Source organism: Acidovorax sp. MR-S7, assembly GCF_000400995.2.
Classification (GTDB): domain Bacteria; phylum Pseudomonadota; class Gammaproteobacteria; order Burkholderiales; family Burkholderiaceae_C; genus MR-S7.
The window spans coordinates 62,575-88,531 of sequence record NZ_DF238900.1 but is presented as its reverse complement, the minus strand read 5'-3'; the positions used below and the strand labels follow the sequence as shown (position 1 = coordinate 88,531).

Annotated in this window: 20 protein-coding genes; 9 read left to right on the top strand and 11 right to left on the bottom strand. The window is 71.4% G+C overall.

The genetic code is table 11. The annotated features are described in order from the left end of the window. Positions 1 to 7: 7 nt before the first annotated feature. From AVS7_RS04880 to AVS7_RS04870, 3 genes are all read right to left on the bottom strand, one after another. Positions 8 to 259 carry a DUF3297 family protein gene (locus AVS7_RS04880; RefSeq protein ID WP_020227300.1) on the bottom strand — a complete coding sequence of 84 codons (252 nt, stop codon included), beginning with the start codon at positions 257 to 259 and terminating at the stop codon, positions 8 to 10. 376 nt (positions 260 to 635) lie between these two features. Continuing rightward, on the bottom strand, positions 636 to 1,889 hold the full coding sequence (locus AVS7_RS04875) for a nucleoside recognition domain-containing protein (protein ID WP_020227299.1): 1,254 nt from the start codon (positions 1,887 to 1,889) through the stop codon (positions 636 to 638). Between the two features lie 8 nt (positions 1,890 to 1,897). Next, entirely contained in the window at positions 1,898 to 2,845 is a 948-nt protein-coding gene (locus AVS7_RS04870; protein ID WP_020227298.1) for a recombination-associated protein RdgC, read from the bottom strand. A 192-nt stretch (positions 2,846 to 3,037) separates the two neighbouring features. Between AVS7_RS04870 and AVS7_RS04865 the strand changes: the two genes are divergently transcribed. After that, positions 3,038 to 3,565, top strand: coding sequence for a Spy/CpxP family protein refolding chaperone (locus tag AVS7_RS04865; RefSeq protein WP_020227297.1), 528 nt, complete (start codon positions 3,038 to 3,040; stop codon positions 3,563 to 3,565). Positions 3,566 to 3,664: 99 nt separating this feature from the next. Further along, entirely contained in the window at positions 3,665 to 4,228 is a 564-nt protein-coding gene (locus AVS7_RS04860) for an acyloxyacyl hydrolase (RefSeq protein ID WP_024000966.1), read from the top strand. A 281-nt stretch (positions 4,229 to 4,509) separates the two neighbouring features. Here AVS7_RS04860 and AVS7_RS04855 read toward each other — a convergent pair whose 3' ends face one another. The 3 genes from AVS7_RS04855 to AVS7_RS04845 all read right to left on the bottom strand — a co-directional run bounded on the left by AVS7_RS04855 (position 4,510) and on the right by AVS7_RS04845 (position 10,715). Next, positions 4,510 to 8,859, bottom strand: coding sequence for an EAL domain-containing protein (locus tag AVS7_RS04855; RefSeq protein WP_020227295.1), 4,350 nt, complete (start codon positions 8,857 to 8,859; stop codon positions 4,510 to 4,512). Positions 8,860 to 9,111: 252 nt separating this feature from the next. Continuing rightward, positions 9,112 to 10,215, bottom strand: coding sequence for a 3-deoxy-7-phosphoheptulonate synthase (locus AVS7_RS04850; RefSeq protein ID WP_020227294.1), 1,104 nt, complete (start codon positions 10,213 to 10,215; stop codon positions 9,112 to 9,114). A 20-nt stretch (positions 10,216 to 10,235) separates the two neighbouring features. Beyond that, entirely contained in the window at positions 10,236 to 10,715 is a 480-nt protein-coding gene (locus tag AVS7_RS04845; protein WP_020227293.1) for a C40 family peptidase, read from the bottom strand. Positions 10,716 to 10,891: 176 nt separating this feature from the next. Between AVS7_RS04845 and AVS7_RS04840 the strand changes: the two genes are divergently transcribed. Beyond that, positions 10,892 to 12,196, top strand: coding sequence for an aminotransferase class I/II-fold pyridoxal phosphate-dependent enzyme (locus tag AVS7_RS04840; protein ID WP_034689993.1), 1,305 nt, complete (start codon positions 10,892 to 10,894; stop codon positions 12,194 to 12,196). A 56-nt stretch (positions 12,197 to 12,252) separates the two neighbouring features. On the opposite strand, the gene AVS7_RS04835 is transcribed toward AVS7_RS04840, so the two are convergent. The 4 genes from AVS7_RS04835 to dinG all read right to left on the bottom strand — a co-directional run bounded on the left by AVS7_RS04835 (position 12,253) and on the right by dinG (position 16,037). Then, positions 12,253 to 12,894, bottom strand: coding sequence for a PolC-type DNA polymerase III (locus tag AVS7_RS04835; protein WP_024000964.1), 642 nt, complete (start codon positions 12,892 to 12,894; stop codon positions 12,253 to 12,255). A gap of 65 nt (positions 12,895 to 12,959) precedes the next feature. Next, complete coding sequence (locus AVS7_RS04830; RefSeq protein WP_034689991.1) at positions 12,960 to 13,208, bottom strand: hypothetical protein; 249 nt, start codon at positions 13,206 to 13,208, stop codon at positions 12,960 to 12,962. A 38-nt stretch (positions 13,209 to 13,246) separates the two neighbouring features. Further along, positions 13,247 to 13,750 carry a pyridoxamine 5'-phosphate oxidase family protein gene (locus AVS7_RS04825; protein ID WP_020227289.1) on the bottom strand — a complete coding sequence of 168 codons (504 nt, stop codon included), beginning with the start codon at positions 13,748 to 13,750 and terminating at the stop codon, positions 13,247 to 13,249. A gap of 112 nt (positions 13,751 to 13,862) precedes the next feature. Beyond that, positions 13,863 to 16,037 carry an ATP-dependent DNA helicase DinG gene (gene dinG / locus AVS7_RS04820; protein ID WP_020227288.1) on the bottom strand — a complete coding sequence of 725 codons (2,175 nt, stop codon included), beginning with the start codon at positions 16,035 to 16,037 and terminating at the stop codon, positions 13,863 to 13,865. A 156-nt stretch (positions 16,038 to 16,193) separates the two neighbouring features. On the opposite strand from dinG, the gene AVS7_RS04815 reads away from it, so the two are divergent. After that, a complete protein-coding gene (locus AVS7_RS04815; RefSeq protein WP_020227287.1) occupies positions 16,194 to 16,448 on the top strand; it encodes a hypothetical protein in 255 nt (84 codons plus the stop codon). Between the two features lie 59 nt (positions 16,449 to 16,507). Here the strand turns inward: AVS7_RS04815 and AVS7_RS04810 are convergent, their stop codons facing one another. Continuing rightward, positions 16,508 to 17,869: a homoserine dehydrogenase gene (locus AVS7_RS04810; protein WP_020227286.1), complete on the bottom strand. Its 1,362-nt coding sequence runs from the start codon at positions 17,867 to 17,869 to the stop codon at positions 16,508 to 16,510. Between the two features lie 408 nt (positions 17,870 to 18,277). On the opposite strand from AVS7_RS04810, the gene AVS7_RS04805 reads away from it, so the two are divergent. From AVS7_RS04805 to AVS7_RS04785, 5 genes are all read left to right on the top strand, one after another. Next, on the top strand, positions 18,278 to 19,432 hold the full coding sequence (locus AVS7_RS04805; RefSeq protein ID WP_020227284.1) for an efflux RND transporter periplasmic adaptor subunit: 1,155 nt from the start codon (positions 18,278 to 18,280) through the stop codon (positions 19,430 to 19,432). Between the two features lie 7 nt (positions 19,433 to 19,439). Continuing rightward, positions 19,440 to 22,556 carry an efflux RND transporter permease subunit gene (locus tag AVS7_RS04800; protein ID WP_020227283.1) on the top strand — a complete coding sequence of 1,039 codons (3,117 nt, stop codon included), beginning with the start codon at positions 19,440 to 19,442 and terminating at the stop codon, positions 22,554 to 22,556. Between the two features lie 61 nt (positions 22,557 to 22,617). After that, positions 22,618 to 23,847, top strand: a complete 1,230-nt coding sequence (locus tag AVS7_RS04795; RefSeq protein WP_234449968.1) for a TolC family protein — start codon at positions 22,618 to 22,620, stop codon at positions 23,845 to 23,847. A gap of 13 nt (positions 23,848 to 23,860) precedes the next feature. Beyond that, a complete protein-coding gene (locus AVS7_RS04790; protein ID WP_020227281.1) occupies positions 23,861 to 24,565 on the top strand; it encodes a response regulator transcription factor in 705 nt (234 codons plus the stop codon). After that, positions 24,565 to 25,956, top strand: coding sequence for a HAMP domain-containing sensor histidine kinase (locus AVS7_RS04785; protein WP_020227280.1), 1,392 nt, complete (start codon positions 24,565 to 24,567; stop codon positions 25,954 to 25,956). The genes AVS7_RS04790 and AVS7_RS04785 overlap by 1 nt, the downstream gene beginning before the upstream one ends. Position 25,957: the final 1 nt, after the last annotated feature.

The window sequence follows — 25,957 nt, the reverse complement described above, 5'->3', positions numbered from 1 at the left end:
GTTCAGGCTACTTGTAGAACGCCTCCACCACGCCCTTGAGCGTGATCAGCAGAGGCCGCCCGCGCCGGTCCAGCGTCTTGCCAGCGGGCACCTTGATCCAGCCCTCGCTGACGCAGTACTCCTCCACATCCATCCGCTCCTTGCCGTTGAAACGGATGCCGATGTCCGCCTCCTGCTGGAACACGGCCGCCACATGGTGCGGGCTGCGCGGGTCGATGGCGAGGCGGTCGGGCAGGGGAAGGCGGGTGGAATCGGTCATGGCTGGATTATCCCGCACTCCTGAAATGAGAGCTGCTTGCGCTTTCATATCAAGCACTAGAGCCCGATTTCATCCAAAAAGCAGTTCTGTGGACAAGTCTGAGGAGCATTCCGGCACAACCGGGCTGTTGTCCACAGCGGCAGCCTACACGGCGCGCTTGTCCCCATTGCGGGTACATCGGCGCGGCATTGCCATCCCCATGCTTTGGCGCCCCGCAAGTGCTTGATGCAGTGGGGAAAAAAGCACTTGTCCACTTCCGGAATCGGCCTCTACTACTACCACTATTTCTTAATAAGACATTCAATGAATAACAGGCAAGCGAACTGCGGCGGGCGAAAAAAAGCCCCTTCGGGGCGCCGGGTGCGGTGCCAGGGGCTTATCTCAGCAGCGCATAACCCACGCCGATGGCCGCCACAAGCCCCACGGCATCGGCGAACAGCGCGCAGCCCAGAGCATGGCGGCTGTGTTTGACGCCCACGCTGCCGAAGTAGACCGCCAGCACGTAGAAGGTGGTTTCGGTGGAGCCCTGGACGATGGCGGCCAGGCGACCGGCGAACGAATCGACGCCGTGCGTCTGCAGCACGTCGATCATCAAGCCCCGCGCGCCCGCGCCGGAGAGCACCTTCATCAGTCCCACGGGCAGCGCTGGCAGGAAGCCGGTGTCCCAGCCCAGCGCGGCCACGCCCGCGCCGATGGCGCCGAGCAGCGCGTCCATGCAGCCGGCGGCGCGGAACACGCCGATGGCCACCAGGATGGCGATGAGGTAGGGCACGATCTGGATGGCCACCCCGAAGCCTTCCTTGGCGCCTTCGACGAAGGCGTCGTAGGCGTTGACGCGACGCCACGCGCCGGCGACGAGGAACAGCGCCACCACGCCCAGGATGACCGCCGCGCCCGTGGTGCCCGCGATCCGTGCGGCGCGCTCGGCCGGCAGCTGGGCCAGCAGCGCCACGGCCGCCGCCAGCAGGCCGCCCACCGCCAGCACCGGCACCGCCAGGCGCGCGCGCCACAGCGGCAGGCGCTGGCACCAGGCCACGGCGAGCACCCCGGCCAGCAGCGAGGCGAAGGTGACCAGCAGCGTCGGCAGGAAGATGTCCGCCGCGTTGAACCCCGCGCCCAGCCCCTGCTGGAGCGCGACGCTTTGGCGGATGGCGATGACCGAGGTGGGGATCAGCGTGAGCCCGGCGGTGTTCATCACCACGAACATGATCTGCGCGTTGCTGGCCGTGCCCTCCGGTTCGCGGTTGAGCGCCTGCAGCTCGCGCATGGCCTTCAGGCCCAGCGGCGTGGCGGCGTTGTCCAGACCCAGCAGGTTGGCGGAGATGTTCAGCGTCATCGCGCCCCGGGCCGGGTGGCCGGGCGGCACGCCGGGGAACAGCCGCGCGAGCAGCGGGCCGGCCAGGCGCGCCAGCAGCTCCACCATGCCCGCGCGCTCGCCCACGCGCATCAGGCCCAGCCAGAGCGCCATCACGCCCGCCAGGCCCAGCGAGATCTCGAAGCCGGAGCGCGCGGCGTCGAACATCGCCGCCAGCAGGGCCTGGAAAATGCCCGCCTCGCCCAGCAGCCAGCGCACGACGGCAGTGGCGAAGGCGACGAGGAAGAAGGCGGTCCAGACCCGGTTGAGCGCCATGGTTCAGTCTAGAAAGGCGCGTCGTCGTCCTGCGCAGGTGCGGCAGGCGCCGCAGCGGCGCTCAGCTCCGTGCGGCCCTCGCCGCCCAGCGCCTCGATCAGGTCGGGGATGAGCTTGGACAGCTCGCCCGTGGCGATGGCCACGTCGGCATCGAAGCCGCCATCGTCCTGGCCCTGCCCCTCGAACACCGTGTCGAGGAAGGCCACTTTCTTGAGCTGCAGGCCCTCGGTGAGCACGAAGCTCACGCGGTCGTCCCAGGTCATGGCCAGCTTGGTGGGCAGCTTGCCGGCCTGGATGTGGGCCTGCACTTCCTCGATGTCCAGCGGGTGGCGGGCGTAGCGCACCACCGCCTTGCTCTCGTCGGCCGCCTTCAGCTCGCATTCGCGGTCGATGGAGAAGCCCGCAGGCGGCTCCTGCTCCTTGAGCCAATGGGCCATGGCGGCCTGCGCGGAGGTCTGGGTGTCCAGCAGCGCCACCGACAGGCCGGGCAGCGCCTCGACCAGTACGGTGACGATCTCATCGGCGCGTCCCTGCGCGCCCGTGTCCAGCACCAGCATGCGCGCTTCGCGGTCGATCCACACCCAGGTGGAGCCCTGCTTGGTGAAGGCCATGGGCAGCAGGTCCAGCTTGGCCTCGTCCTTGAGCTCCTTGGTTTCCTTCTTGCCGGGCTTGCGGCCGGTCTGCTGCTCGATCTGCGCGGCCTTTTCCTTCACCTTGCGCGCCAGCACCGTGCCGGGGAGCATCTTGGCCTCGGTCATGAAGCGCAGCACCCACTGCCCGCCCACGCTCTCGGCCAGCAGGCCGTGGGCCTCGCCGCGCGGCGGCACCCAGCCGCTGGACTTTTCCTGCGTGGCGCCGCACTCCTGGAAGGGGGCCTTGGCCAGCGCTTCTTCCAGCGCGGCCAGCTCCGCCTGCCACCCGGGCGCGATGCGGTACACGATCATGTTCTTGAACACAGGGAGATTCCTTGTCAGATTTGGTAGCTGCCAGTGCTTGCCAGTCAAGCGCTGGAGGCGGATTTCATTCAAAAAATGCCCGGCAGCCGGGCATTGCTTGACGCAACTTTACACACGTGCAGGGTTCGCTCATGGCGGCGATACACGGGCCGCGCACACTGCCTTCCATCGACCACCCGAAAGGAAGCCACCATGACCCGCATCCGTTTCTCTCCCCACCTTGCCGCCACCGCCCTGGCCGCCGCCCTGCTGGGTGCCGCCACTCTGCCCGTGGTGGCCCAGCCCGCCCCTGCGGCCGCCGTCCAGGGCCAGCGCGCCGACGGTCCGCGCCACCACCGCACCCCGGAGCAGCGCCAGCAAGCCATGGCCCGGCATGCCGAGGCGTTCAAGCAGAAGCTGCAGCTCACGCCGGACCAGGAGCCTGCCTGGACCGCGTTCACGCAGAGCATGCAGCCCGGCCAGCATGCCCGCCTGGGGCGCCAGGACATGGCGCAGCTCACCACGCCCGAGCGCATCGACCACATGCGCGCCGTGCGCACCCAGCGCGCGGCCGAGGCCGACCGCCGCGGCGAAGCCGCCAAGACCTTCTACGCCGCGCTGACGCCGGCGCAGCAGAAGGTCTTCGACGCCGAGAGCGCCCGCATGTTCCGCCACGGCCCCAAGGGCAAGCACATGCATGGCCACAAGGGGCCGCGCCACGGCGCAGCGCCCGCACAGTGACTCTGGCCAACATCCCCTCGCGGTGAAGGCCTACAGCGTGGCAGGGGCAAGGTTTTCTACAGTGTCGTTACACAATCAAACGACACACCAGAGAGAACCATGCGCACCACTCCCCTGCCACGCACCCTCCTCGCCTTGCTACTGTCCGCATGCGCCATGAGCCCCGCCCTCGCGCAAGACGCCTCCCACGGGCCCTCGCTCTACGTGCAGGGCAACTGGGCCGAGCGCGGCACGGACGCCCTCACCCTGGGCACCACGCTGCCCTGGAGTGGGTGGAGCAAGTCCCTGTGGGGCGGCGAGCTGCGCGGCCACTGGGACATCTACCTGAGCCGCTGGTCCTTCGATGCCGCGCCCGGCCGCAGCGACAACCTGACGCTGCTGGGCGTCACGCCCACCTTCCGCCTGCGTCCCGACGAAGGGCGCTCCGCCTGGTTCTGGGAGGCGGGCATCGGCGCCACCCTGGCCAGCCGCCGCTACGTCGCGGCTCACCACGAATTCAGCACGCGCTTCAACTTCGCCTCGCACGTGGGCGTGGGCATCAACCTGGGCGCCCAGCGCCAGCACGAACTGCTGCTGCGCGTGCAGCACGTCTCCAACGCCGGCATCAAGCACCCCAACCCGGGCGAGAACTTCGTCCAGCTGCGCTACGCCCTGCACTTCTGATCGCCGGGTGTGGACAGGCCTGGGGATGGTTTTCTGGCAAGTGCCCGCTTGTCCACAGGGCGGCGCGGCGCGCCGGACTTGTTCCAATCCGCGCACGCTGTTCCACCCGCCACGGGGCACAGGGTTGGCCTGCATGCAAGTGCGCGCCGGCATTAGGAAAACCGGGCTTGTCCACAGTGCAGGCGGTGGCTCTACTACTACCACCATGTATAGATAAAGAATGAAAGGAATAACAACAGGGAGCGGAACGGCTACCCCTAGGCATCGCCCCGCTCCTGTTTTCAGGCCCGGCAGCGGGTGCTCAGCAGGTGTTCCAGACGGTCCGACGGCAGCGGGCGGCTGAAGAAATAGCCCTGGTAGCACTGGCAGCCGGCCTGGGCCAGCCAGTCCCGCTGCTGCACGGTTTCCACGCCCTCGGCGATCGCCTCCAGGCCCAGGCTGTCGGCCAGGGCGATGATGGTGCGCACGATGGCCGCGTCGTTCGGGTCGGTGAGCAGATCGCGCACGAAGCTCTGGTCGATCTTGAGCTGCTCCAGCGGCATGCGCTTGAGGTAGGCCAGGGACGAATACCCGGTGCCGAAGTCGTCGAGCGAGAAGCCCACGCCGTGGGCGCGCAGCGCCTCCATGGTGGCGATAGTGGCCTCCATGTCTTCCACCAGCAGGCTTTCGGTGAGTTCCAGCTTGAGCTGGCCCGGCGGTGCGCCGGTGACGGCCAGCACGCGCGCCACATCGTCCACGAAGCCGTCGTTGCGGAACTGGCGCGAGCTCACGTTCACCGCCATGGTCAGGGGGGCCAGCGCCGGGTCGTGCTGCCACGCGGCCAGCATGGAGCAGGCCGTGTGCAGCACCCAGCGGCCCAGCGGCAGGATCAGCCCCGTTTCCTCGGCCAGCGGGATGAACTGCGCCGGCGACACCATGCCGCGCTGCGGGTGGGCCCAGCGCAGCAGGGCCTCCACGCCCACGATGCGCTCCTGGGCGTCGATCTGGGGCTGGTAGTGCAGCAGGAATTCCTGCTGCGACAGGGCATTGCGCAGGTCGGCCTCCAGCGATGCGCGCTCCGCCACGGCCAGCTGCATGCCGGGGTTGAAGAAACGCAGCGTGCTGCGACCTGCCGTCTTGGCCTGGTACATGGCCAGGTCGGCCTGCTGCAGCAGCTCGCCCACGGTGGTCGGCGCATCGTTGAACAGCGCGATGCCGATGCTCGGTGTGCTGCGGTACTGGTAGCCGGTCAGCACGTAGGGCGTGGAGAGCACGGACAGGATCTTCTCGCCCACGCCGCGGGCATGCAGGGCCAGCGCCTCGGCCTCGGCGCTGAGGTCCTCGACCATCACCACGAACTCGTCGCCGCCCAGCCGCGCCACCGTGTCCACGCCGCGCACGCAGGTGGTCAGGCGCTGGGCCACGAGCTGCAGCAGCTGGTCGCCCTTGTCGTGGCCCAGGGTGTCGTTGAGGGTCTTGAAGTTGTCCAGGTCGATGAACAGCAGTGCTCCGCCCTGGCGCTGGTGCTGGGCCTTGCGCAGGGCCTGGCCGATGCGCTCCATGAGCCGGATGCGGTTGGGCAGGCCGGTGAGCGGGTCGAAGAAGGCCAGGCGCTGGATCTCGCGCTCGCTTTCTTTGCGCTGGCCGATGTCGGCGTTGATGGCGAGCACCGATTCGGGCTCGCCGCGGTCGTTGCGCACCAGGGTCCAGCGGCCCTCGGCCTCGATGGCGCGGCCGTTGCGGTCGTACTGCAGGATTTCCCCGCTCCAGTCGCCCTGCTGCATCACCGCGGCCGTGGCGCGCTCGAAGTCGCGCGTGTCCTTGTATAGCAGCGTGGCGATGGAGCGTCCCAGCACCTCCTCGCGCGTCCAGCCGTACATGCGCTCCGCGCCTTCGTTCCAGAAGGTGATGCGGTGGTCCAGGTCGCGCACGATGATGGCGTCGCGGGCCTTGTCCAGCAGCGAGGCCTGGTGGCGGATGCGCGCGTCCGCCGTCTGGCGCTCCAGCTCGGCCGAGGCGCGCGCGGCGAAGATGCGCAGCGTGTTCTCGACGAAGTCGGCGTGCTCCAGCGGCTGCGCGAACATCACGAAGATCAGCCCCACGGGCGTGCCGTCGCTGGCGGTGAGCTGCTGGCCCACATAGCTGCGCGCGCCCGCGCGCGTCAGCACCGGCGCGTGCGGGTACAGCGTGGCAGCATGGTCCACGATCACGAACTGGCGGTGTGTCAGCAGCTGCCGGCTGGGCGTACCGTCCAGCGAATACTCGGCGTTGGGCTGCACCACGCCCTGCGTGACGTGCGACAGGGTGATTGCGCGCGGGGGCTGGCCCTCCGCGGGCGGCAGCAGGCGGGCCACGCAGGCGATCTGCGCGTCCAGGGCCTGGGCCATGTTGTGCGCCAGGCGCTCGAAGAACTCCGTGCCGATGCCCGCCGACACAGCCGTGGCCACCTTGAGCATCGCGCCCTGCAGGCGCTGCTGCTCGGCGCGGGCGCGCAGGTTGCCGATGCCGAAGGCCAGGTCGGCCGCCATGGCCTCGAGCAGCTGGGTCTCTTCCTCGCCGACATGCAGCACCTCGGGCGCATACAGCTGCAGCAGGCCGAAGGTGCGCTGCGCGTTGCGCAGCGGCAGGCACACCACGGCGTGGAAGCCCATGCGGGCCATCTGCCCGGCGACGCTGCGGAAGGACGGGTTGGTGCGGATGTCGCGCACGATCATCGTCTGGCCGCTGCGCACGGTCACGCCGGCGGGGCCATTGCCGTGGGGGTCGTCCGCAGACCAGCTCAGGCGTCGCAGGTCTTCCAGATACGCCTCGTCGGCGCCAGCGTGGGCCACGGGCTCGATGCTCTTGCGCTCGTCGTCGCGCACCATGCCCACCCAGCACAGCGAATAGCCGCCGATCTCCGCGGCCACGCGGCACACGGCGTGCAGCAGCTCGGCCTCGGAGCCCGCGCGTACCAGGGTTTCGCTGCAGGCGCTGCGCATGCGCTGCGTGCGGTTCAGGCGGGCCAGCTCGCGCTCGATGCGGCGGCGCCCGGTCACGTCGTTGGCCAGCACCTGCCAGGCATCGTGGCCGCCGAAGGTGGTGCTGCCCACGAACAGCTCCATCTCGATGGGCGTGCCGTCCTTGCGCACGTGTTCGGCCAGGATGGGCCCGGAGGGCGAGGCGGCTGCCGCCTGCATGGCCGCGGCGGCCTGGCCGCGCTCGTGCGCGGGCCAGAAGCCGCGCAGGTCCATGCCGCACAGCTCGTCTTCGCCGTAGCCGTAGTGCTGGGCCATGGCGCGGTTCGCGGCCAGCAGGCGCAGGCTGCTGCGCTCGCAGACCCACATGGGCTGCGGGTGCTCGGCGAACAGTGCGCGGTATTGCAGCTCGGACGCGCGCAGCTGCGCATCCGCGTGCCGCAGCTGGACCAGGGCGCCCAGCGATTCGGCCAGGATGCGCAGATGTGCCAGGTGGCGCGGCGAAAATTCCTGCCCCGGTGCCGCCGTCACGTGCAGCAGGCCCGCCAGCGCGGCGTGGCCGCGCAAGGGCGCGGCGATGAAGCGCCGACCGTCCTGCACGCAGGCCACATGGTCGTCCGGCAGCCCGTCGCTGCCCTGCGGGGCCGGCTGGGTCAGCCGTTGCCACAGCGGGTGCTCGCCCAGCGCGCGGACGCTGTGCAGCGCCGGCAGCGGCCCCCCGTCCGCGCCCACGCGGGCGTGCACGCGCAGCGCATCGCCTTCGCGCAGCTCGATCACCGCGGACTCGGCGCCCGCCAGGTCGCAGGCGGTCTGCGCAGCTTCCTGCAGCACCTGCGCCAGCGGCTGCTCCAGGCGTGTGATCTGCTGCTGCACGCGCAGCAGGCGGGCATGGGCCTGGGCCTCCTGCTGCGTCTGCAGCTCGACCTGCTTGCGTGCGCCGATATCGGTCATGCCGCCGACCATGCGCCAGCCGCGCCCCTGGGCGTCGCGCAGCACGAAGCCGCGGTCGCGCACCCAGGCGTAGCTGCCGTCCTGGCGGCGGAAGCGGTATTCGTCGCTCCAGTGCTCGCCCGTGCCCTGGATCACGCCGTCCAGGCCCGCGAGCACGCGCTGCGCGTCCTCGAGGTGCAGCCGCTCGGTCCAGGAACGGCTGTCGGGCGGCAGACTCTCCAGCGGCACGCCGAACAGCGTCTCCATGCCTTCGTTCCACCACATGGTGTCGTCCACCAGGTTCCAGTCCCAGATGGCGTCGGCCGTGGCGCGGGCCACGAGGTGGAAGCGCTCGTCGCTCTCGCGCATGTCGCGCACCGCGCCGTGCAGGGCGGTGATGCGCCCCTCCCCGTCGCGCACCGCCTGTCCCGCGAGCCGCACCGACACGGCCGCGCCGCACGGCAGCAGCGCCTGGCACAGCAGGTCCAGCGGCGTGCCGTGGAGCGTTGCCTCGCGCAGCGCGCCCTGCACCTGCGCGCGCGCCTCGGGCGCGAACCGCAGGGCGGCTTCTTCCAGAGAATGCCCGCCCTGCTCCCAGCCGAACAGCGCGGCCGCCTGCGGCGACCACCAGAGCCGGCCCTGTTCTACGTCCAGATGCCAGCCGCCCGTGCGGGCCACGCGCGCCACCGTGTCCAGAAGGTCCGTCTGCGCGTCCGTCGGACTGGAGGCCGGCTGGCGTGAAGGCGTGGGGGGAGCGGTGGTCACGGCGGTTTCGTGGTCAGGGCGTTGCGGCTCTCGCGCAGGCAGGTGCGCGTTCGCAAGACGGAGCACGGCGGGGCAGCCGCATGGCGGGGTCCTCGGGTGGAATCATCGGCGGGGGTTTACGCCATGTTACACCCGGTACGGCATGCGCTGAAATCGCCCTGGCGCAGGGCCAGCGGCGTGCAGGCTAGGCCAGGAAGATTGCAAGCCTGAATGGCCTTCAGCGCTTATCCAGCAAGCGCAAGCAGCTATTGTTCAAGGAGCAACCGCGCGCCGCGCCCGCACGGCGGCGGCGAGCTGCTCCAGCACGGGCACCGTCTGCGCGAAGCTGATGCAGGCGTCCGTCACCGAAACCCCGGGCTGCAGCGATTGGCCGGGCACGATGTCCTGGCGACCCTCCTCCAGGTGGCTTTCGATCATCACGCCCGTGATGCGCGCGTCGCCAGCCGCGACCTGGGCGGCCACGTCCCCGGCCACCACGATCTGGCGCGCGTGCTGCTTGCTGCTGTTGGCGTGCGAGAGGTCGATCATCACCTGCTCGCGCAGCCCCGCCGCGCGCAGCAGCGCACAGGCGGCCTCCACGTCGGCCGCGCCATAGTTGGGCTGCTTGCCGCCGCGCAGGATCACGTGGCAGTCGTCATTGCCGCGCGTCTCGAAGATGGCCGACTGGCCCATCTTGGTCATGCCCATGAAGGCATGCGGCGCACTGGCCGCGAGGATGGCGTCGCTTGCCACCTTCACGCCGCCGTCGGTGCCGTTCTTGAAGCCCACGGGGCAGCTCAGGCCGCTGGCCAGCTGGCGGTGGCTCTGGCTCTCGGTGGTGCGCGCGCCGATGGCGCCCCAGCTCACCAGGTCGCTGATGAACTGCGGGCTCAGCAGGTCCAGGAACTCCGTGCCCACCGGCAGGCCCAGCGCCAGGACGTCGAGCAGCAGGGCGCGGGCGCGCTCCAGGCCCTCGTTGATGGCGAAGCTGCCGTCCAGGTGCGGGTCGTTGATGTAGCCCTTCCAGCCCACGGTGGTGCGGGGCTTCTCGAAATAGACGCGCATCACGACGATCAGATCCTGCGACAGCACGTCGGCCTGCGCCAAAAGCTGCCGCGCGTATTCCATGGCCTGGTCGTGGTCGTGGATGGAACACGGTCCCACGACCACGACCAGCCGGTCGTCCCGCCCATGCAGCACGCGCGAGATGGCGGCGCGGCTGCTTTCCACGAGCTGCTGCGCGGCCTCGGGCGCGGGCAGCCATTCCTCCAGGATGGCGGGCGTGATGAGCGGGCGCACCGCCTTGATGCGCAGGTCGTCGATGCGCGTGGTGTCCAGAGTGGAAGGCGTGGGCGTGGGGCGGTCGGTGTGGATCATGGTGCCCCGATTGTCGCGTCTCAGGGCCGCCGGAAGCTCTGGCTCTGCTTGGCCCAGTAGCCAGCTTGCAGGCTGTCCAGCCGCACCGTGCCGCCCGTAGAGGGCGCATGTACGAAGCGCCCCTGCCCCACGTAGATGCCTGCATGGGTAGGCCGTCCACGGCCGAACACCACGAGGTCGCCGGTGCGCAGATCGCTCGCCCCTATCGCCTGCCCGAAGCCGCTGAGCTGTGCCACCGTACGCGGCGGCGCCACGCCGGCGCGGCTGCTGTACACGTAGCCGATCAGGCCGCTGCAGTCGAAACCGCCCTCGGGCGTATTGCCGCCGTAGCGGTAGGGCGTACCGACCAGCCCCAGCGCGTGTATGGCGATATCGCTCGACTGCTCGGCCGACAGGCGGGAGTAGGCAGGGGAGCGCGGCCCCGCGGGCGGGGACGTGCCGCAGCCGGCCGCCAGCAGCGCGGCGGCCAGGGCCAGGCCGGGAAGGAAAAAAGCACGCATGGCACCCGAGCGTAGCAGCCGTGCGGCAGCTCCATCGGCTTTCTCGTACTTTTTCCGGGCGTTTTCGGCCTGTTTTCGCGCTTTTCCGAAACCGCCGAAATCATTTTCGGAATTTGGCGCTTTCTTTTGCAAAGCCATACAAAATTTTGTACTAGTACAAACAATACAATGCATGGATGCCATCGTTGTTTGCCCGAGGAAGCAATGCCAGAGACATTGCCGAAAGTCTTGAATATGCCATGCGTTCCGGCGCTCTGCAGCCGGGCGATCCCCTGCCCGCCGTGCGCCGCCTGGCGTCCGATCTGGGCGTCAATCCCAACACCGTGGCGGCCGCCTATGCGCGGCTGCGCAATGCCGGTCGCCTGACGACCGCAGGCCGCCACGGCACGCGCGTGGCGGATGAGCCACCCCGCCCTGCCCCGGTCTTCGCCGTGCCGCCCGGGTTGCGTGACCTGGCCAGCGGCCACGTCGACGCCGCGCTGCTGCCGACGGCCTCGCAGTTGCCTAGTGCGCCGCATAACGACACCATGTGGAACGCTGAACTGCAGTCGCTCGGATGCGGCTGGCTGCAAGCGCAGGGGCTTCCGCAGGACGCAATGGGCGTCTTTTCCGGAACGCTCGACGCCGTGGAGCGCGCTCTGCGCCAGCATGCGCGCCCCGGTGACCGCGTGGCGATCGAGGACCCGTGCTGGCCGCCTCTGCTGGCGCTGCTGCACAGCCTGCGCCTCGTGCCCGTGGGGCTACCGGTGGACGCGCAGGGTGTGTGCGTGCCGCCGCCGGGGCTGCTCGCGGGCTGCGTGGCGCTGGTGATCACGCCGCGTGCGCACAACCCCACGGGCGCGGCTCTGGGCACCACGCGCTGGAGGACGCTGCGCCGGCAGCTGCAGGCCAGCCCGCACACGCTGCTCATCCTGGACGACCACTGGGGCTTGCTGAGCCAGGCGCCCCTGGCCGTGGCCGGTGCATTGCCTCCCCTGTGGCTGCATGTGCTGTCCGTCAGCAAGGCGCTGGGGCCGGACTGCCGCGTAGCGCTGGTGGCGGGCACGCCGCACCTGGTGCAGGGCATGTGTGCCCACCAGACGCTGGGGCCGCGCTGGGTCAGCCGCTGGCTGCAGGCCTGGGTAGCGCGGCTGTGGAGCCAGACGCGCAAGGGCAGGGAGCCTGGCTCGCTGCGGCACATGGCGGCCCGCTATGGGGCACGCCGTACCGTGCTGGTCCGGGCACTGCGCGACGAGGGCGTGGAGATCGCGTGCGGTGAACGCGGCGAGGGCCTGCACCTGTGGCTTCCCGTGCCGCACGAGGCGGCCGTGGCGCAGTTCATGGCCGCGAGGGGCTGGGCCGTGCAGGTGGGGGCGCCCCTGCGCCTGCAGGCCGGCCCGGCCATCCGCGTCAGCATCGGCACGGTGGGGCCGCGCGACATGGCCCGGCTGGCGCGCGACCTGGCGGCGGCGCTGCGGCACACGGCCCGGGCGGTGTTTTGAGAAGAATTAGCCTCCAGCGCTTGTGCAGCAAGCGCAAGCAGCTATCAATTCAGGAATCACCCCGCCGGCGCGACAGCCAGCGCGTGCTGGCGCAGCAGGCGCTCCACGGCCGGGCGCGGACAGCGCTGCAACTGCATGAGCAACGCATGGCCGGGCCAGCCCAGGCCGAAGCGCTGGCCCAGGTCGTGCTGCAGGCGCGCGAGCAGGGCGGCGGCCATCTCGGCGTCGGCCAGTGCGCGGTGGGCGCGGCCCGCGCGTGGCAGGCCCAGGTGGTCGATCAGGTTACCCAGCTTGTGGCTGGGCGCATCGGGGTAGACGCGGCGCGAGAGCAGCACGGTGCAGGCGAAGGGCCGGGCCGCGTGAGGCTGGGTGGCCTCCAGCCCCGCGTGGTGCAGCTCGGACTGCCAGAACTTGCTATCGAACGCGGCGTTGTGCGCCACCATGGGGGCGTTGCCCACGAAGCGCGCGGCCTCGCGCATCACTTCGTCGGCGGGCGGGGCGGCGGCCACCATGGCGTTGGTGATGCCGGTGAGCTGAGTGATAAAGGGCGGTATCCACGCGCCCGTCTTCATGAGGCTGGAAAAGCGGTCCACCACGCGCTCGCCCTCGATCAGCACGATGGCCACTTCGGTGGCGCGCGACCCCTGGGCAGGGGCCATGCCGGTGGTTTCGAAGTCGATGACGGCAATGGGAGGCATGGAGGCAGGAAAGAGTAGCAAGCGGGGATTGTCTCCCCACGCCACCGCCTGCCTTCGCTTGCCGGTTATCCGGCGCCCCGGCTTCCGCCTCCGCTGCTGCTACCGGCAGCCCCTTGCCGGGACTGCATCTGGTTGCCGCTGCCCACGTGCGCATCGCGGTCGCCGCGGCTTTCGGGCGTGCGGCGGCCCTGGTGGAGCTGGGTGGCAGGCTTGTCGCCTGCGCTGTTGTGGGCCTGGGCGACCTTGCCCGAGCCCTGGGCGCTGGCGTCGTTCTGGCTGTCGTCCCTGTCGCTGTGCTGGTCCTTGCGGTTCATGGAAGCCTCCTGTGCGTTGGGTTGGGGAATGCCGCCGGTCACGGCAGCGTCAGTTCCTGGTGCTCGCCCAGCTGGCGCGGAGGCTCGCCGGTGACGGCGGCCTTGGCCATCTTGAACAGCTGCACCATCTTGCTTTCCTTCACGTCCCAGTACTCGGCGTGGCGGATGCGCACGGCCAGCAGCGCCAGATCGGGGTCGGTGGGGCCGCCGGGAAACCAGGCCTTGGCCATGGAAGACCACAGGGCCTCCTTGCGTGCAGGCTCGTCCAGGAACCGTGCCTGGCCGGAGAGCGAGACATAGCTGTCGTCGCCCGGATCGGCATAGGACACGTTCACCTCGCCATCGGCCAGCAGGCGTTCATGTAGCTCGCTGGATTGGGAGATGAAGAAATACAGATCCGCACCCTCGTCGATGCCGCGGTTCTGCGTGGTCAGCGGGTGCGCGTGCAGCATGCCGGAAGCCGTGCGGTGCACGAGCATGCCGAAGCGGATGTCCTTGATGAGTTTCCACAGGGTTTCGTGGGCGGGGGTGTGGTCGGGCATGGGCGGTCTCTCCGAAGGAAGGGGTTGCCTTCACTCTAGGCAGCCTGCCGCGTGCGCCGTGTCGGCCCGGGACCCATGGGAGCGTGGCGTTTGTCCCACAGCCCAGGCGGCCCTACAAGGCCGCGCGCTGCTCCAGCGTGAACGGCGGCAGGCCCTTGAGCAGCCGCTGGCCGTAGCCCGTGCGCACTAGGCGCTTGTCGTAGCAATAAACGCGCGCCCGGTCTTCCTCGGTGCGGATGGCGCGGCCCACCCATTGGGCGAGGCGGATGGCGGTGGCGGGCACGACGAGTTCGCTGAACGGGTCGCGCCCCGCGCCGCGCAGCCATTCGGCGCGGGCCTCGCCCACGGGGTCGTCGGGCGGGGCGAAGGGCAGCTTGGTGACGAAGAGCGACTCGCACAGCGCGCCCGGCAGGTCCAGTCCCTCGCCGAAGGACTGCATGCCGAAGATGATGGACGGCAGCCCTTCGGCCACGCGCTCGCGGTGGCGCGCCAGCAGCTGCGGGCGGGGCAGGGTGCCCTGCACCAGCACGCTGGCGCGCATGGCGGTGGGCAGCAGGTCCACGGCCTGGCGCATCTGCTCGCGCGAGGTGAAGAGCACCAGCGCGCCGGCTTCCACCTGGGCCAGGTCGCACAGCAGCGCATCGACCATCTCGGCCGTGAAGGCCTGGGCGTCGCGCGGCTCAGCGCGGGTTTCGCTGGCCACCAGCGTGCCCTGCAGCGCGTAGTCGAACGGGCTGGGAACTGCCAGCGTGGCGACGGCCTCGTCGTCCCACAGGCCGCTTTCGCGCAGGAAGAAGTCGAACTGCCCGCAGCTCGTGAGCGTGGCCGAGGTGAGCACCGCGCCGCGCACGGCCGACCACAGGTGGTGGCGCAGCGCGCTGCCGGGCAGCACCGGGCTGGCGTGCGCGCGCAGGGCGATGAAGTCGCCGTCCGCCTCCAGCGTGAACCACTTGGCGGCGGGCGCCGCGCCTTCGGGCGTGTCCTGCAGCAGCAGCTGCGCGGCGGCGTGCAGGCCCTCCAGGCGTGGGGCCAGCGCGCCGATCTGCGCGTAGAGCTGGGACAGGCGGCGCGCCTCGTCGGGCTTGTCGCGCATCTCGCTGCGCAGCGCCTTGGAGATGGCGCGCAGCGCGGCCAGAAAGCCGTCGGCATGGTGGGCGGCCTGGGCGAAGGGCTCGGTCAGCGCCTCGGGCAGCACGCCGCCGGGCACGCGGGCGCGCGTGGGCGCGGCGGCGTTGAACGCGCGGCGCGCGGGCGCGCGCAGCTGCTCGCCGTACACGTCCATCACCAGCCGGGCCGCGTCCTGCAGCGCGGCGCGCAGGCGCGCGGCGTGGTTGGGGATGTCGGCGATCTCCTCCACCTCCACCAGCTGGCCGATGCGCAGCGCGCGGCTGGCCAGGCGGTCGATCCAGGTCAGGCGCGACAGGTCGGCCTCGCAGGCGAACTGGTCGAGCGCCGTGGCGGGCAGATGGTGGGCCTCGTCGATGACCAGCAGGCAGTTGTCCAGCTCGGGCAGCAGCCGCGCGCCGATGGACGACAGCAGCAGGTCGTGGTTGGCCACGATGACCTGCGCCGCCACCAGCTCCTTGCGGCGGTCGTAGTAGGTGCAGCGGCTGAACAGGGGACAGTGCTTGCCGGTGCAGGAGTTGGCCTCGGCCGCCACGGGGCCCCAGGCCTCGGGCTCGGGGGGCGTCGCCAGCGTGTCGCGGTCGCCGTCCCAGCCGCCGGTGGCCAGCGCGTCGGCCATGGTGGCGTAGAACTTCATGCGCGCCTCGGATTCGTGGCGCGGGCGCTGGCTGCGCCGCTCGGCCTCTTCGTCGGGGAACAGGTCGTCGTCCTCCACGCCGTCCTCGCCGGCTGCCGCGCCGCCGGCCAGGCGCTCCAGCTTGAGCTTGCACACGTAGCGCCCGCGCCCCTTGGCCAGTGCGAAGCGCAGGGGCTGCTCCATGCGTGCGGCGAGCTGCGGCAGGTCCTTGTGCACCAGCTGCTCCTGCAGCGCCACCGTGGCGGTGGAGATCAGCACCCGCGTGCCGCGCGCCAGCGCCATGGCGATGGCCGGAGCGCTGTAGGCCAGCGACTTGCCCACGCCCGTGCCGGCCTGCACCACGGCAATGGCGCGCTGGGGCTCGTCGTCCTCATCTTGAAGCTTGCCGAGCTGCGCCTGGGCGAAGGTCTGCGCCACCTGCTCGGCCATGCGCCGCTGGCCCTCGCGCGGGCGGAAGCCGGCGGTGGACTGCACCGCCGCCTCGAACGATTGCAGGGCCTGTGCGGCCCATTCTTGCGCGGACATGGAATTCAGGAACGGGGGGCGGAGCACTGTGCTTTCATCCAGCCATGGTAACGGATCGCCGCGCCGCGCGTCCGATGGCGGCCGGCGGCTCCGGCCTACGCGGTGCCCGCGGGTGCCGGCCTAGCATGGGGCCATACCGTTGCACGAGGTACCGCCATGCCAGCACCTTCCCCGTCTTCCGAGCGCACGCGCCAGCGCGGCGTGGACCTGCGCCATCCGCCCGGGCAGCCCGCCCAGGCCGCCGAGCCCCCGGCCCCGCTGCTGCCCCATGAGCGCGACCAGTCGGTGGACATGACGGACGAGAAACGCGACCCGGTCGTGAAGCAGGCCTACGACGACCTGGAGCGCGGCCTGCAGGACACAGACCGCGGGCCTCCCGCGGGCGAGGCCTACCGCAAGCTCAAGCGCTAAGCTATCAAAGCAGGAGCTGCTGGCGCTTATCGGACAAGCGCTGGAGGTGTTTTGGGCTCTCATTCTTCTACCCGCAGGCGCCGCACCAGTGCGCCCGTGTGCTGCTGAAGCCGCTCGGCCGCGCGCGCGGCCACGCCGTCGGGCGCCGGGGCGGTGAGCAGCGCCAGCGTGGGTGCGCCGCCCGGCGCCTGGGCGGGGCCCCAGGCGCGGCGCTGCACGGCGAGCCCTTCTCGCGCGAGCGCGCGCAGCACCTGGGCCTCGCAGAGCGCCGTGCCCGGCAGCAGGCGCAGGAAGTGCCGTGTGCGCACCTGTGCCAGGGGCAGCACCCGGGGCGGCGTGGCGGCGCGGGGGCCCAGTGCGGGCAGGCAGGCCATGCCCTCGGGCCGCCGCGCCAGGTCCACCAGGTCGGCCACCACGGCGCTGGCCGTGGGCTGCGCACCCGCGCCTGCGCCGCTGAAGAAGAGGGGGCCGGTGGCATCGCCGTGCACCAGCAGGCCGTTCGACACGCCGTGCACCTGGGCCAGCGGGTGGCCGGCCGGCAGCAGGGCAGGGTGCACGCGCAGCTCCACGGCGGCGCCGTCCTCGGTGGGCCCGCGGCGTGCCAGCGCCAGCAGCTTCACGGCATAGCCCCACTGCGCGGCGGCGGCCACGTCGCCGTGCTGCAGCGCGCGGATGCCCTCCACGTGCACCGCGCCGGGCTGCACGGGCAGGCCGAAGGCGTTGGCGGCCAGCAGGGCGAGCTTGTGGGCGGCGTCCACGCCGTCCACGTCGAAGGCCGGATCGGCCTCGGCATAGCCCAGGGCCTGGGCCTCGGTCAGCGCGGCGGCGAAGCCCAGGCCGTCGGCTTGCATGCGCGTGAGGATGTAGTTGCTGGTGCCGTTCAGGATGCCGGCCAGCGCCTCGACCCGGTTGGCTGCCAAGCCCTCGCGCAGTGCCTTCACGACGGGCAGGCCGCCCGCCACCGCCGCCTCGTAGGCCAGCACGCGGCCGTGGCGCGCGGCGGCGGCGGCCAGCGCCTCGCCGTGCTCGGCCAGCAGGGCCTTGTTGGCGGTCACCACATGCTTGCCGTGGGCCAGTGCGGCCAGCGCCCAGGCGCGCGGGGCCTCGGTGCCGCCCGCCAGCTCCAGCAGCACGTCCACGCCGGGGTCGGCGGCGAGCTGCAGCGGGTCGGCCAGCAGGCGCACGCCGGACGCGTCGCCCAGCAGCGCGGCGGCGCGGGCCGGGCTGCGCGCGGCCACGGCCACGATCTCGATGCCGCGCCCCGCGCGCGCGGCGATCAGCGCCTGGTTGCGCCGCAGCAGCCGCCACACGCCGCCGCCCACGGTACCGGTGCCGATGAGGCCCACGCGCAGGGCAGGGGGCTGGGCCGGGGCGTGCGCGCACGCGGTGGGCGAAAGGGCCGGCGGGGGTTCTACGAACATGGTTCACTCTCCAAACAAGGCGGTCAAGCCAATGAAAAAAACCCAGCGGCCTGGGCTGGGTTTCGTTCGGAGGGAAGAGACACCAGGTGGCCGCCGGTACGGCCACCCCGCGTGCGCTAGGTAGCCGCGGTGGTCATGGTGGTAATCATGGATGCGCCTGGCAGCCGCCGCACGCAGGCCGGTGCGCGGCCCGGGCGGGCGGCGGTGGCGGTGCGGCAGGGGGACAGGCGCGACATGGGCTGCAGTGTAGCGCAGGCCATAGCGCTCCTGTTTCAATAGCTGCCTGCGCTTGCTGTTAAAGCGCTGCAGGCCTTCCGGTCCAGGCTTACCGAATGGTAATGAAAGCGTCACCCGCAGGCAGGGCACGCGTTCCTAGGATGCGCGCGTCGAATGTCGAAAGGGAACGCGATGAACGCGCGCAAGCTGCAGCCCCGGGCTGCCGGGCGATGGATGGGTGCCGTGGCGGCCGTGGCCGCGGCGGTGGTGGCGGCCGGGTGCGGGCTGTCCGGCGCGAACGAGGCCGTGGCCCCTCCGGCCAGCGCGCCGCCGGCCGACGGCCTGGTGCGGCTGCAGGGCGCGTCGCTGAAGATGCTGGACATCCAGCCCGTGGCGGACCCCCAGGGCGCGCAGACGGCCTGGGCGCCGGCGCGCGTGGCGTTCATGGAAGACCGCATGGCGGCCGTGTCCGTGCCCGTGGCGGCGCGCGTGCAGACCGTGCAGGCCCACGTGGGCGACGAGGTGAAGGCCGGCGACGTGCTGGCCGTGCTGGTCAGCGCCGACGCGCTGCGCGTGCGCCACGAGGTGGCTGCCGCCCGCTCGGCGCGCGACGTGGCGGCCGCGGAGGCGCAGCGCCAGCAGACCATGGTGGACAAGGGCGTGGGCGTGGACGTGGAGCTGCGCGCCGCCCAGGCCAAGCTGCGCGAGGCCGCGCAGGAGCTGGCGCGCGCGCAGGGCGCGGCGCAGCTGTTGGGTGGCGGCGACGGCGACCGCGTGGTGGTGCGCGCGCCGCGCGCCGGCGTGGTGGCCGAGCGCAAGGCCGTTCCCGGCGCTACGGTGGAGGCGGGCGCGGAGCTGTTCTCGGTGGGCGACCCGCAGGGCCTGGGTGTGGTGGCCGAGGTGTTCGAGTCCGAGCTGCCCGGCATCCGCAAGGGCAACCCCGTGCAGGTGGTGGTGCCGCAGCTGCCGCAGCCGCTCAAGGGCAAGGTGCAGTACCTGGGCGCCACGCTCGACAAGGAGTCGCGCCGCGCCAGCGTGGTGGTGGCGCTCGATGCGCAGCACCCGCTGCTGCGCCCCGGCATGCAGGCGCGCGTGGGCGTGCAGGTGTCCGGCCAGGGCGAGATGCTGATCCCCATCACGGCGGTGCTCATCAAGGACGAGAGCCGCAGCGTGGTCTTCGTGCAAAAGAGCGAAGGTGCGGGCGATGCCGCGTTCGAGGCGCGCGCCGTCACGCTGGGCCGCCCCGTGCGCGGCCTGGTGCCCGTGGTCTCCGGCCTGCAGCCGGGCGAGAAGATCGTGGTGCGCGGCGGGCTGCTGCTCGACGGCGCCGCCAGCCAGCTTCTGTGAGCCTCCCATGCTGCATTCCATGATTTCGTTCGTGGTGCACCGGCGCCTGCTGGCGCTGTGCGCCACGCTGGGCATCGCGCTGTACGGCGTGTATTCGTATCTGCACACGGCCATCGAGGCCTACCCGGACGTGACCAACGTGCAGGTGGGCGTGATCGCCCAGGCGCCCGGCCTCGCGCCCGAGGAAGTCGAGCGCCAGATCACCCAGCCGCTGGAGCGCGAGCTCAACGGCACGCCGGGCCTGGTCTCGCTGCGCTCGGAGAGCTACTTCGGCCTGTCGATGGTCAACCTCGTCTTCAACGACGACGCGCAGAGCTTCAAGGCGCGTGCCGAGGTCTCGCAGCGCCTGCCCCAGGCCGACCTGCCGCCCGGCGTGACGCCCGAGATGGCGCCCGACTACACGCCGCTGGGCAAGATCTTCTACTACCGCCTGCACAGCGACCGCCACACGCTGGCCGAGCTGCGCACCGCGCAGGAGTGGCGCGTGGTGCGCGTGCTCAAGCAGGTGCAGGGCGTGGCCGACGTGGTGAGCATCGGCGGCTTCGTGAAGGAATTCCACATCGAGGCCGACCCCGACAAGCTCTACGCCATGGGCCTGACGCTGGAGGACGTGAGCCAGGCCATCGCCCAGTCCAACCGCAACGTGGGCGGCGGCCTGATGCGCCGGGGCGAGCAGTCGCTCATCATCCGCGGCATCGGCCTGCTGCGCTCGCCGCAGGACATCCAGGGCGTGGTGGTGGCCATGCGCGGCGGCGCGCCCGTCACCGTGGGCGACGTGGCGCGCGTGCTGCAGTCGCACACGCCGCGCCAGGGCTCGGTGGGCATGGACGAGCACGACGACGTGGTGCAGGGCATCGTGCTGCTCAAGCGCGGCGAGAACCCCTCGGTGGTGCTGGACGCGATCCACGAGAAGGTGGACGCGCTCAACGGCGGCGGCCTGCCCGAGGGCATGCGCATGACCACCAACTACGACCGCTCCGACCTCGTGGGCCACACGCTGGCCACGGTGCAGCACAACCTGCTGTTCGGCGCCACGCTCATCGTGGCGGTGCTGTGGCTGTTCCTGCGCAGCCTGCGCGGCTCGCTGATCGTGGCCACGGTGATCCCGCTGTCGCTGCTGGCGGCCTTCATCGGGCTGCACTGGCTGGGCATGCCGGCCAACCTCATCTCGATGGGCGCGATCGACTTCGGCATCATGGTGGACGGCGCCGTGGTGCTGGCCGAGAACATCATCCGCAACGCGCGCCTGCGCAAGCCCCAGAACGCGGTGGACATGCGCCACATCATCGTGGACTCGGCCGTGGCCGTGGCCAAGCCGACGCTGTTCGCCATGGCCATCGTGATCGCGGCGCTGATCCCGGTGTTCTCGCTGCAGAGCATCGAGGGCCGCATCTTCCGGCCCCTGGCCATGACCTACAGCTTCGCGCTACTGGGCGCGCTGGTGTTCGCCATGGGCCTGGTGCCCGCGCTGTGCGCGCTGCTGCTCAAGCCCAGGCACGTGATGGTGGAAGAGCCCAAGGTGTTCGAGCGCGCCGAGCACGGCTACCAGCACTGGATCGGCGCCGTGCTGGGGGCGGGCCGCAAGCGCCTGCTGGTGCTGCTGGCCGCGCTGGCCGTGCTGGCGGTGGGCGGCGTGTCCGCCAGGTTCCTCGGCACCGAGTTCCTGCCCGAGCTCGACGAGGGCGACGCCTACGTGCTGGTGCAGATGCCCGCCTCCATCTCGCTGGAAAAGGGCCAGGAGGTGCTGCGCGACGTGCGCGCGCGGCTCAAGGTGTTCCCCGAGGTGATCTCCGTCACCTCCGAGCAGGGCCGCCCCGAGTCGGGCACCGACAACGAGACGCTGAACCTGGCCAAGGTGCTGGTGCGCCTCAAGCCCCACGGCCAGTGGCGCGCGGGGCTGGACAAGCCCGGCCTCATCGAGCAGATGCGCGCCACGCTGGGCGAGATCCCCGGCGTGTCCTTCAACTTCGCCCAGCCCATCCGCGACAGCGTGGAGGAGTCCACCTCCGGCGCGCGCGGTCAGGTGGTGCTCAAGGTCTTCGGCCCCGAGATCCCGCAGCTGCGCGCCGTGCTGGAGCAGACCGTGGCCGCGGTGAAGGACATCGACGGCGTGGTGGACCTGGGCCTGTACCGCGACGCGCCCGCGCCGCAGGTGCACGTGGAGTTCGACCGCCAGGCCCTGGCGCGCCACGGCATCGCCATGGAAACCGCGCAGAAGACCCTGGCCGGCGCGCTGGCCGGCGACGTGGCCACCACGCTGTGGGAGGGCGAATACCCCGTGCCCGTGCGCGTGCGCCTGCCCTACGCCGACCGGATGGACGAGGAGCAGGTGCGCCAGATCGCCATCCCGCTGCCCTCGGGCGGCTCGGTGCCGCTGCACGCCGTGGGCAGCGTGGGCATCCAGATCGGCAACTCCTCCATCTTCCGCGAGGGCAACGCGCGCTACATGGCGCTCAAGTTCAACGTGGAAGGGCGCGACATCGGCTCCGTGGTCAAGGACACGCTGGCCGCCTTCAAGGACAAGGTGCAGGTGCCCGACGGCTACCAGGCCATCTGGGGCGGCGAGTGGGAGAACCAGCAGCGCGCCGCCGCGCGGCTGAAGGTGGTGGTGCCGCTGTCGCTGCTGGTGGTCTACGCGCTGCTGTTCGGCGCTCTGGGCCAGGCGCGCAGCGCCGGCGTCATCCTGCTGTGCGCGCCGTTCACCATGGTGGGCGGCATCGCCGCGCTGCACCTGGCGCACATCGAGCTGTCCATCAGCGCGGCCATCGGCTTCATCGCCCTGCTGGGGCAGGTGGCGCTGGCGGGGCTGCTGGTGGTGTCGGCCGTCGAGGAACTGCGCCGCCAGGGCATGCCGATGCTGCAGGCGCTGGTGGCCGGCACGGCCGAGCGCATGCGCTCCATCGTGCTCGTGGCGCTGCTGGCCCTGCTGGGGCTGCTGCCCATGGCCCTGTCCACCGGCGTGGGCAGCGAGACGCAGCGGCCCTTCGCCTCGGTCATCGTCGGCGGCATGGTCGTGCTGCCGCTCGTGGCCCTGGTGCTGCTGCCGGTGCTCTACGTGCTGCTGGGCCCCAAGACCATGAAGACCCAGGAAGAACTCGATGAACTCCCCGATGGAGAGGCCTGACATGCGGCACGAAAACTCCTGTTTTGATAGCTGCTTGCGCTTGTCTGGTAAGCGCTGGAGGATGATTTGGCTTCATTTGTCAGGCGCCGCGCTGCTGTGCTGCGCGCAGGCCGTGGCCGCCGCCCCTGCCGCGCCTGCGCCCGCGCAGCCCGTGACGCTGGAGGAATACCTGCGCCTGGTGGCGCGCAACCAGCCTGCGCTGGCGGCCGAGCAGCTCCAGGTGGAGGCGGCCCGCGCCGACACGCGCGGCGCGCGCGCCTTCCCCAACCCCACCGTGGGCTATTCGCGCCAGCCCAGCGAGCGGCAGTGGAGCATCGACCAGCCGCTGCCGATCTTCGGCCAGCGCGGCGCGCGCATCGAGAACGCGCGCCGGGGCGAGGCGGCCGCGGCGGCCCATGCGCAGGCGGCCGTCACCTCCGCGCTCGATGAGGCCGCCCACGCCTTCAACGAGCTGCTCGTGGCCCAGCGCCGCCTGCAGGTGTGGCAGGAGGCGTCGCAGGAGCTGGAGCGTGCCGGCCGCATCGTGCGCGGGCAGATCGAGGCCGGCGCGCGCAGCCGCTATGACGGCGCGCGCCTGGACCTGCGCCAGGCCCAGATGGCCATGCAGGTCGCCAAGGCCGACGCCGCCGCGCAGGAGGCCGCCGCCCGCGCCGCCGCCCTGGCCGCGCTGCCCGCCTGGGCGCCGCGCGCCGAGGGCAGCCTGCAGGCGGGCCCCGCCGCGCAGGCGCAGGACTTCGAACTGCTCTGGCACGAGGCCAGCGCGCGCCTGTCCGCCGTGCGCGCCGCCCAGGCCGACCTGGACCAGGCGCGCCAGAAGGTCGCGCTGGCGCGCCGCGAGGCCCTGCCCACGCCCAGCGTGGGCGTGGCGCGCGTGCGCAACCGCAACGACGGCAACTACACCCAGTGGGGCGTGTCGGTGGAAATACCGCTGTTCGACCGCCACCAGGGCGCCATCGACCGCGCGCTGGTCGAGGCCGACCAGGCCGCGCTGCGCCTCGATGCCGCCGTGCTTGCCGCGCAATCCAGCCTGCGCCTGGCCCTGCAGCAGGTGCAGCTCAAGCGCGCCAGCGTGCTCGCCTACGAAAAGGAAGGCCTGTCCCGCGTCGCCCCGCTGCACCAGATGGCGCAGGACGCCTACAAGCTGGGCCAGGGCGGCATCCTGGAGCTGATCGACGCGCTCGGGTCGATTGCCGAGCACCGGCTGGAGCACCTGGAGCTGGTCAAGGACATGCTCGACGCCGAATGGCAGCTGCGCGTGGCCACGGGGAATTTGCCGGCCGTCGATCCCTGATACTTGCGGGGGCATGTACCGCTACCTCATCATCGAAGACGACGCGCTCAACGCGCGCTACATCGCCGACGGCCTGCGCCAGCAGGGCGCGCAGGTGGCGGTGTGCGGCGACGGCGTGCAGGGCATCGCCCTGGCCGTGGGCGAGCAGTGGGACGTGATCATCCTCGACCGCATGCTCGAAGGCGGCTTCGACGGCCTGCAGATTCTGCAGACCCTGCGCGCGATGGGCCGGCAGACGCCGGTGCTGGTGCTCAGCGCGCTGTCGGCCACCGACGAGCGCGTGCGCGGCCTCAAGGCCGGCTGCGACGACTACCTGACCAAGCCCTTCGCCTTCTCCGAACTCTCCGCCCGGCTGGAGGCGCTGGTGCGCCGCGCGCGCATCCCCGCGCCCGAGCGCGAGATGCGCGTGGCCGACCTGCGCCTGAACCTCATGAGCCGCAGCGCCGAGCGCGCCGGCCAGCCGCTGGCGCTGCAGCCGCGCGAGTTCCGCCTGCTGGCCTTCCTGGCGCAGCACGCGCACCAGATCGTCACGCGCACCATGCTGCTCGAATCCGTGTGGGACTACCGGTTCGACCCGCAGACCAACGTGATCGACGTGCACATCAGCCGCCTGCGCGGCAAGGTGGACAAGGGCTTCGAGCCCCCGCTCATCCACACCGTGCGCGGCGTGGGCTACAGCCTGACCGACCGGCCGCAGGCATTGCCCCAGGGCGCGTGATGGCTGCCGCCCGTCCCTGGAGCTCCGTCGCCTTCCGCCTGGCCCTGTACTACGGCGGCCTGCTGGTGCTCACCATGGCCATCGTGCTCTCGGTGTTCTACGTGCAGACCGTGGGGGTGCTCGGCGCGCGCATGGACCGGCAGGCCGAGAACCACCTGCGCCGCCTGGTGGAGCACGGCGCCAAGTACGGCCAGGAGGCGCTGGAGGGCGAGATCCGCTGGATGCTGCAGGACGGCGTGAACACCGATACCGAGATCCTCATGCTCACCGACGCCCAGGGCCACGTGCTGCTGGGCAACGCCGCGCCCTGGCCGCCGCGCCGCCTGAGCACCGTGGGCGTGCGCGACGTGAAGGTGCGGCGCGCCGGCGCGCTCGTCGCCGGCCGCGTGGCCGTGGCCGAGCTGCCCGGCGGCCGTCTGCTGGCCGTGGGCAGCGACCTGCAGGCCCAGCGCCACATGGAGGAGCTGATCGGCCGCGCCAGCCTCATGGCGGCCTTCATCGCGCTGGTCATGGCCGTGGTCGGCGCGCTGGTCTTTCGCCGCGTGGTGGACGACCGCGCCGCCGACATCCGCAGCACCATGGCGCGCGTCGCCGCGGGCGACCTGCGCCAGCGCATCCCCGTGGCCGGCCGCGACGACGAATTCACCCTGCTGGGCCGCGACATCAACGGCATGCTCGACCGGCTGGAGCACCTGATGGAGGGCATACGCCACGTCTCCAACACCATCGCGCACAACCTGCGCACCCCGCTCACGCGCATGCTGCTGCAGCTGCGCGGCGCCGAGCAGGCCCCGGCCGCGGAGCAGGCGGCCACGCTCGCGCGCGTGGCGCGCGAGGTGGAGGAGCTGGGCGTGGTGTTCGACAAGCTGCTGCAGATCGCCGAAGTGGAGAGCGGCACCAGCCGCACCCGCTTCGCCCGCGTGGAGGTGCGCGATCTGCTGCTGGACGTGGCCGACCTCTACGCCCCCGTGCTCGAAGACAGCGGCGGCAGCCTGCGCGCCCAGGTGCAGGACGCGCCCGCCGCCCTGGGCGACGCGGACCTGCTGGCCAGCGCCATTGCCAACCTGATCGACAACGCTATCAAGTACGGCCGCGCGCCGCAGGGCGGCCGCGGCGCCGACATCGTCCTGCACGCCGCTCCCGCCCAGGGCCCGGGCGGCGCCCCGGGCATCGCCGTCACCGTGCGCGACCACGGCCGCGGCGTGGAGCCCCAGGCGCTGGAGCAGCTGGGCACGCGCTTCTTCCGCGCCTGCACCGACGGGCAGGGCTACGGCCTGGGGCTGTCGAGCGTGCGGGCCATCGTGGAGTTGCACGGCGGCCGCCTGGAATTCGCCAACACCCACCCCGGCATGCAGGCGCGCATCTGGCTGCCGGCCCCGCCGCCTGCATGAA

Coding starts and splice junctions, on each gene's coding strand:
- AVS7_RS04865 (WP_020227297.1), top strand. CDS start 3,038: ATGACCCGCATCCGTTTCTCTCCCCACCTTGCCGCCACCGCCCTGGCC.
- AVS7_RS04805 (WP_020227284.1), top strand. CDS start 18,278: ATGAACGCGCGCAAGCTGCAGCCCCGGGCTGCCGGGCGATGGATGGGT.
- AVS7_RS04815 (WP_020227287.1), top strand. CDS start 16,194: ATGCCAGCACCTTCCCCGTCTTCCGAGCGCACGCGCCAGCGCGGCGTG.
- AVS7_RS04845 (WP_020227293.1), bottom strand. CDS start 10,715: ATGCGTGCTTTTTTCCTTCCCGGCCTGGCCCTGGCCGCCGCGCTGCTG.
- AVS7_RS04840 (WP_034689993.1), top strand. CDS start 10,892: ATGCCATCGTTGTTTGCCCGAGGAAGCAATGCCAGAGACATTGCCGAA.
- AVS7_RS04830 (WP_034689991.1), bottom strand. CDS start 13,208: ATGAACCGCAAGGACCAGCACAGCGACAGGGACGACAGCCAGAACGAC.
- AVS7_RS04880 (WP_020227300.1), bottom strand. CDS start 259: ATGACCGATTCCACCCGCCTTCCCCTGCCCGACCGCCTCGCCATCGAC.
- AVS7_RS04795 (WP_234449968.1), top strand. CDS start 22,618: ATGATTTGGCTTCATTTGTCAGGCGCCGCGCTGCTGTGCTGCGCGCAG.
- AVS7_RS04810 (WP_020227286.1), bottom strand. CDS start 17,869: ATGTTCGTAGAACCCCCGCCGGCCCTTTCGCCCACCGCGTGCGCGCAC.
- AVS7_RS04850 (WP_020227294.1), bottom strand. CDS start 10,215: ATGATCCACACCGACCGCCCCACGCCCACGCCTTCCACTCTGGACACC.
- AVS7_RS04825 (WP_020227289.1), bottom strand. CDS start 13,750: ATGCCCGACCACACCCCCGCCCACGAAACCCTGTGGAAACTCATCAAG.
- AVS7_RS04875 (WP_020227299.1), bottom strand. CDS start 1,889: ATGGCGCTCAACCGGGTCTGGACCGCCTTCTTCCTCGTCGCCTTCGCC.
- AVS7_RS04785 (WP_020227280.1), top strand. CDS start 24,565: ATGGCTGCCGCCCGTCCCTGGAGCTCCGTCGCCTTCCGCCTGGCCCTG.
- AVS7_RS04860 (WP_024000966.1), top strand. CDS start 3,665: ATGCGCACCACTCCCCTGCCACGCACCCTCCTCGCCTTGCTACTGTCC.
- AVS7_RS04790 (WP_020227281.1), top strand. CDS start 23,861: ATGTACCGCTACCTCATCATCGAAGACGACGCGCTCAACGCGCGCTAC.
- dinG (WP_020227288.1), bottom strand. CDS start 16,037: ATGTCCGCGCAAGAATGGGCCGCACAGGCCCTGCAATCGTTCGAGGCG.
- AVS7_RS04800 (WP_020227283.1), top strand. CDS start 19,440: ATGCTGCATTCCATGATTTCGTTCGTGGTGCACCGGCGCCTGCTGGCG.
- AVS7_RS04835 (WP_024000964.1), bottom strand. CDS start 12,894: ATGCCTCCCATTGCCGTCATCGACTTCGAAACCACCGGCATGGCCCCT.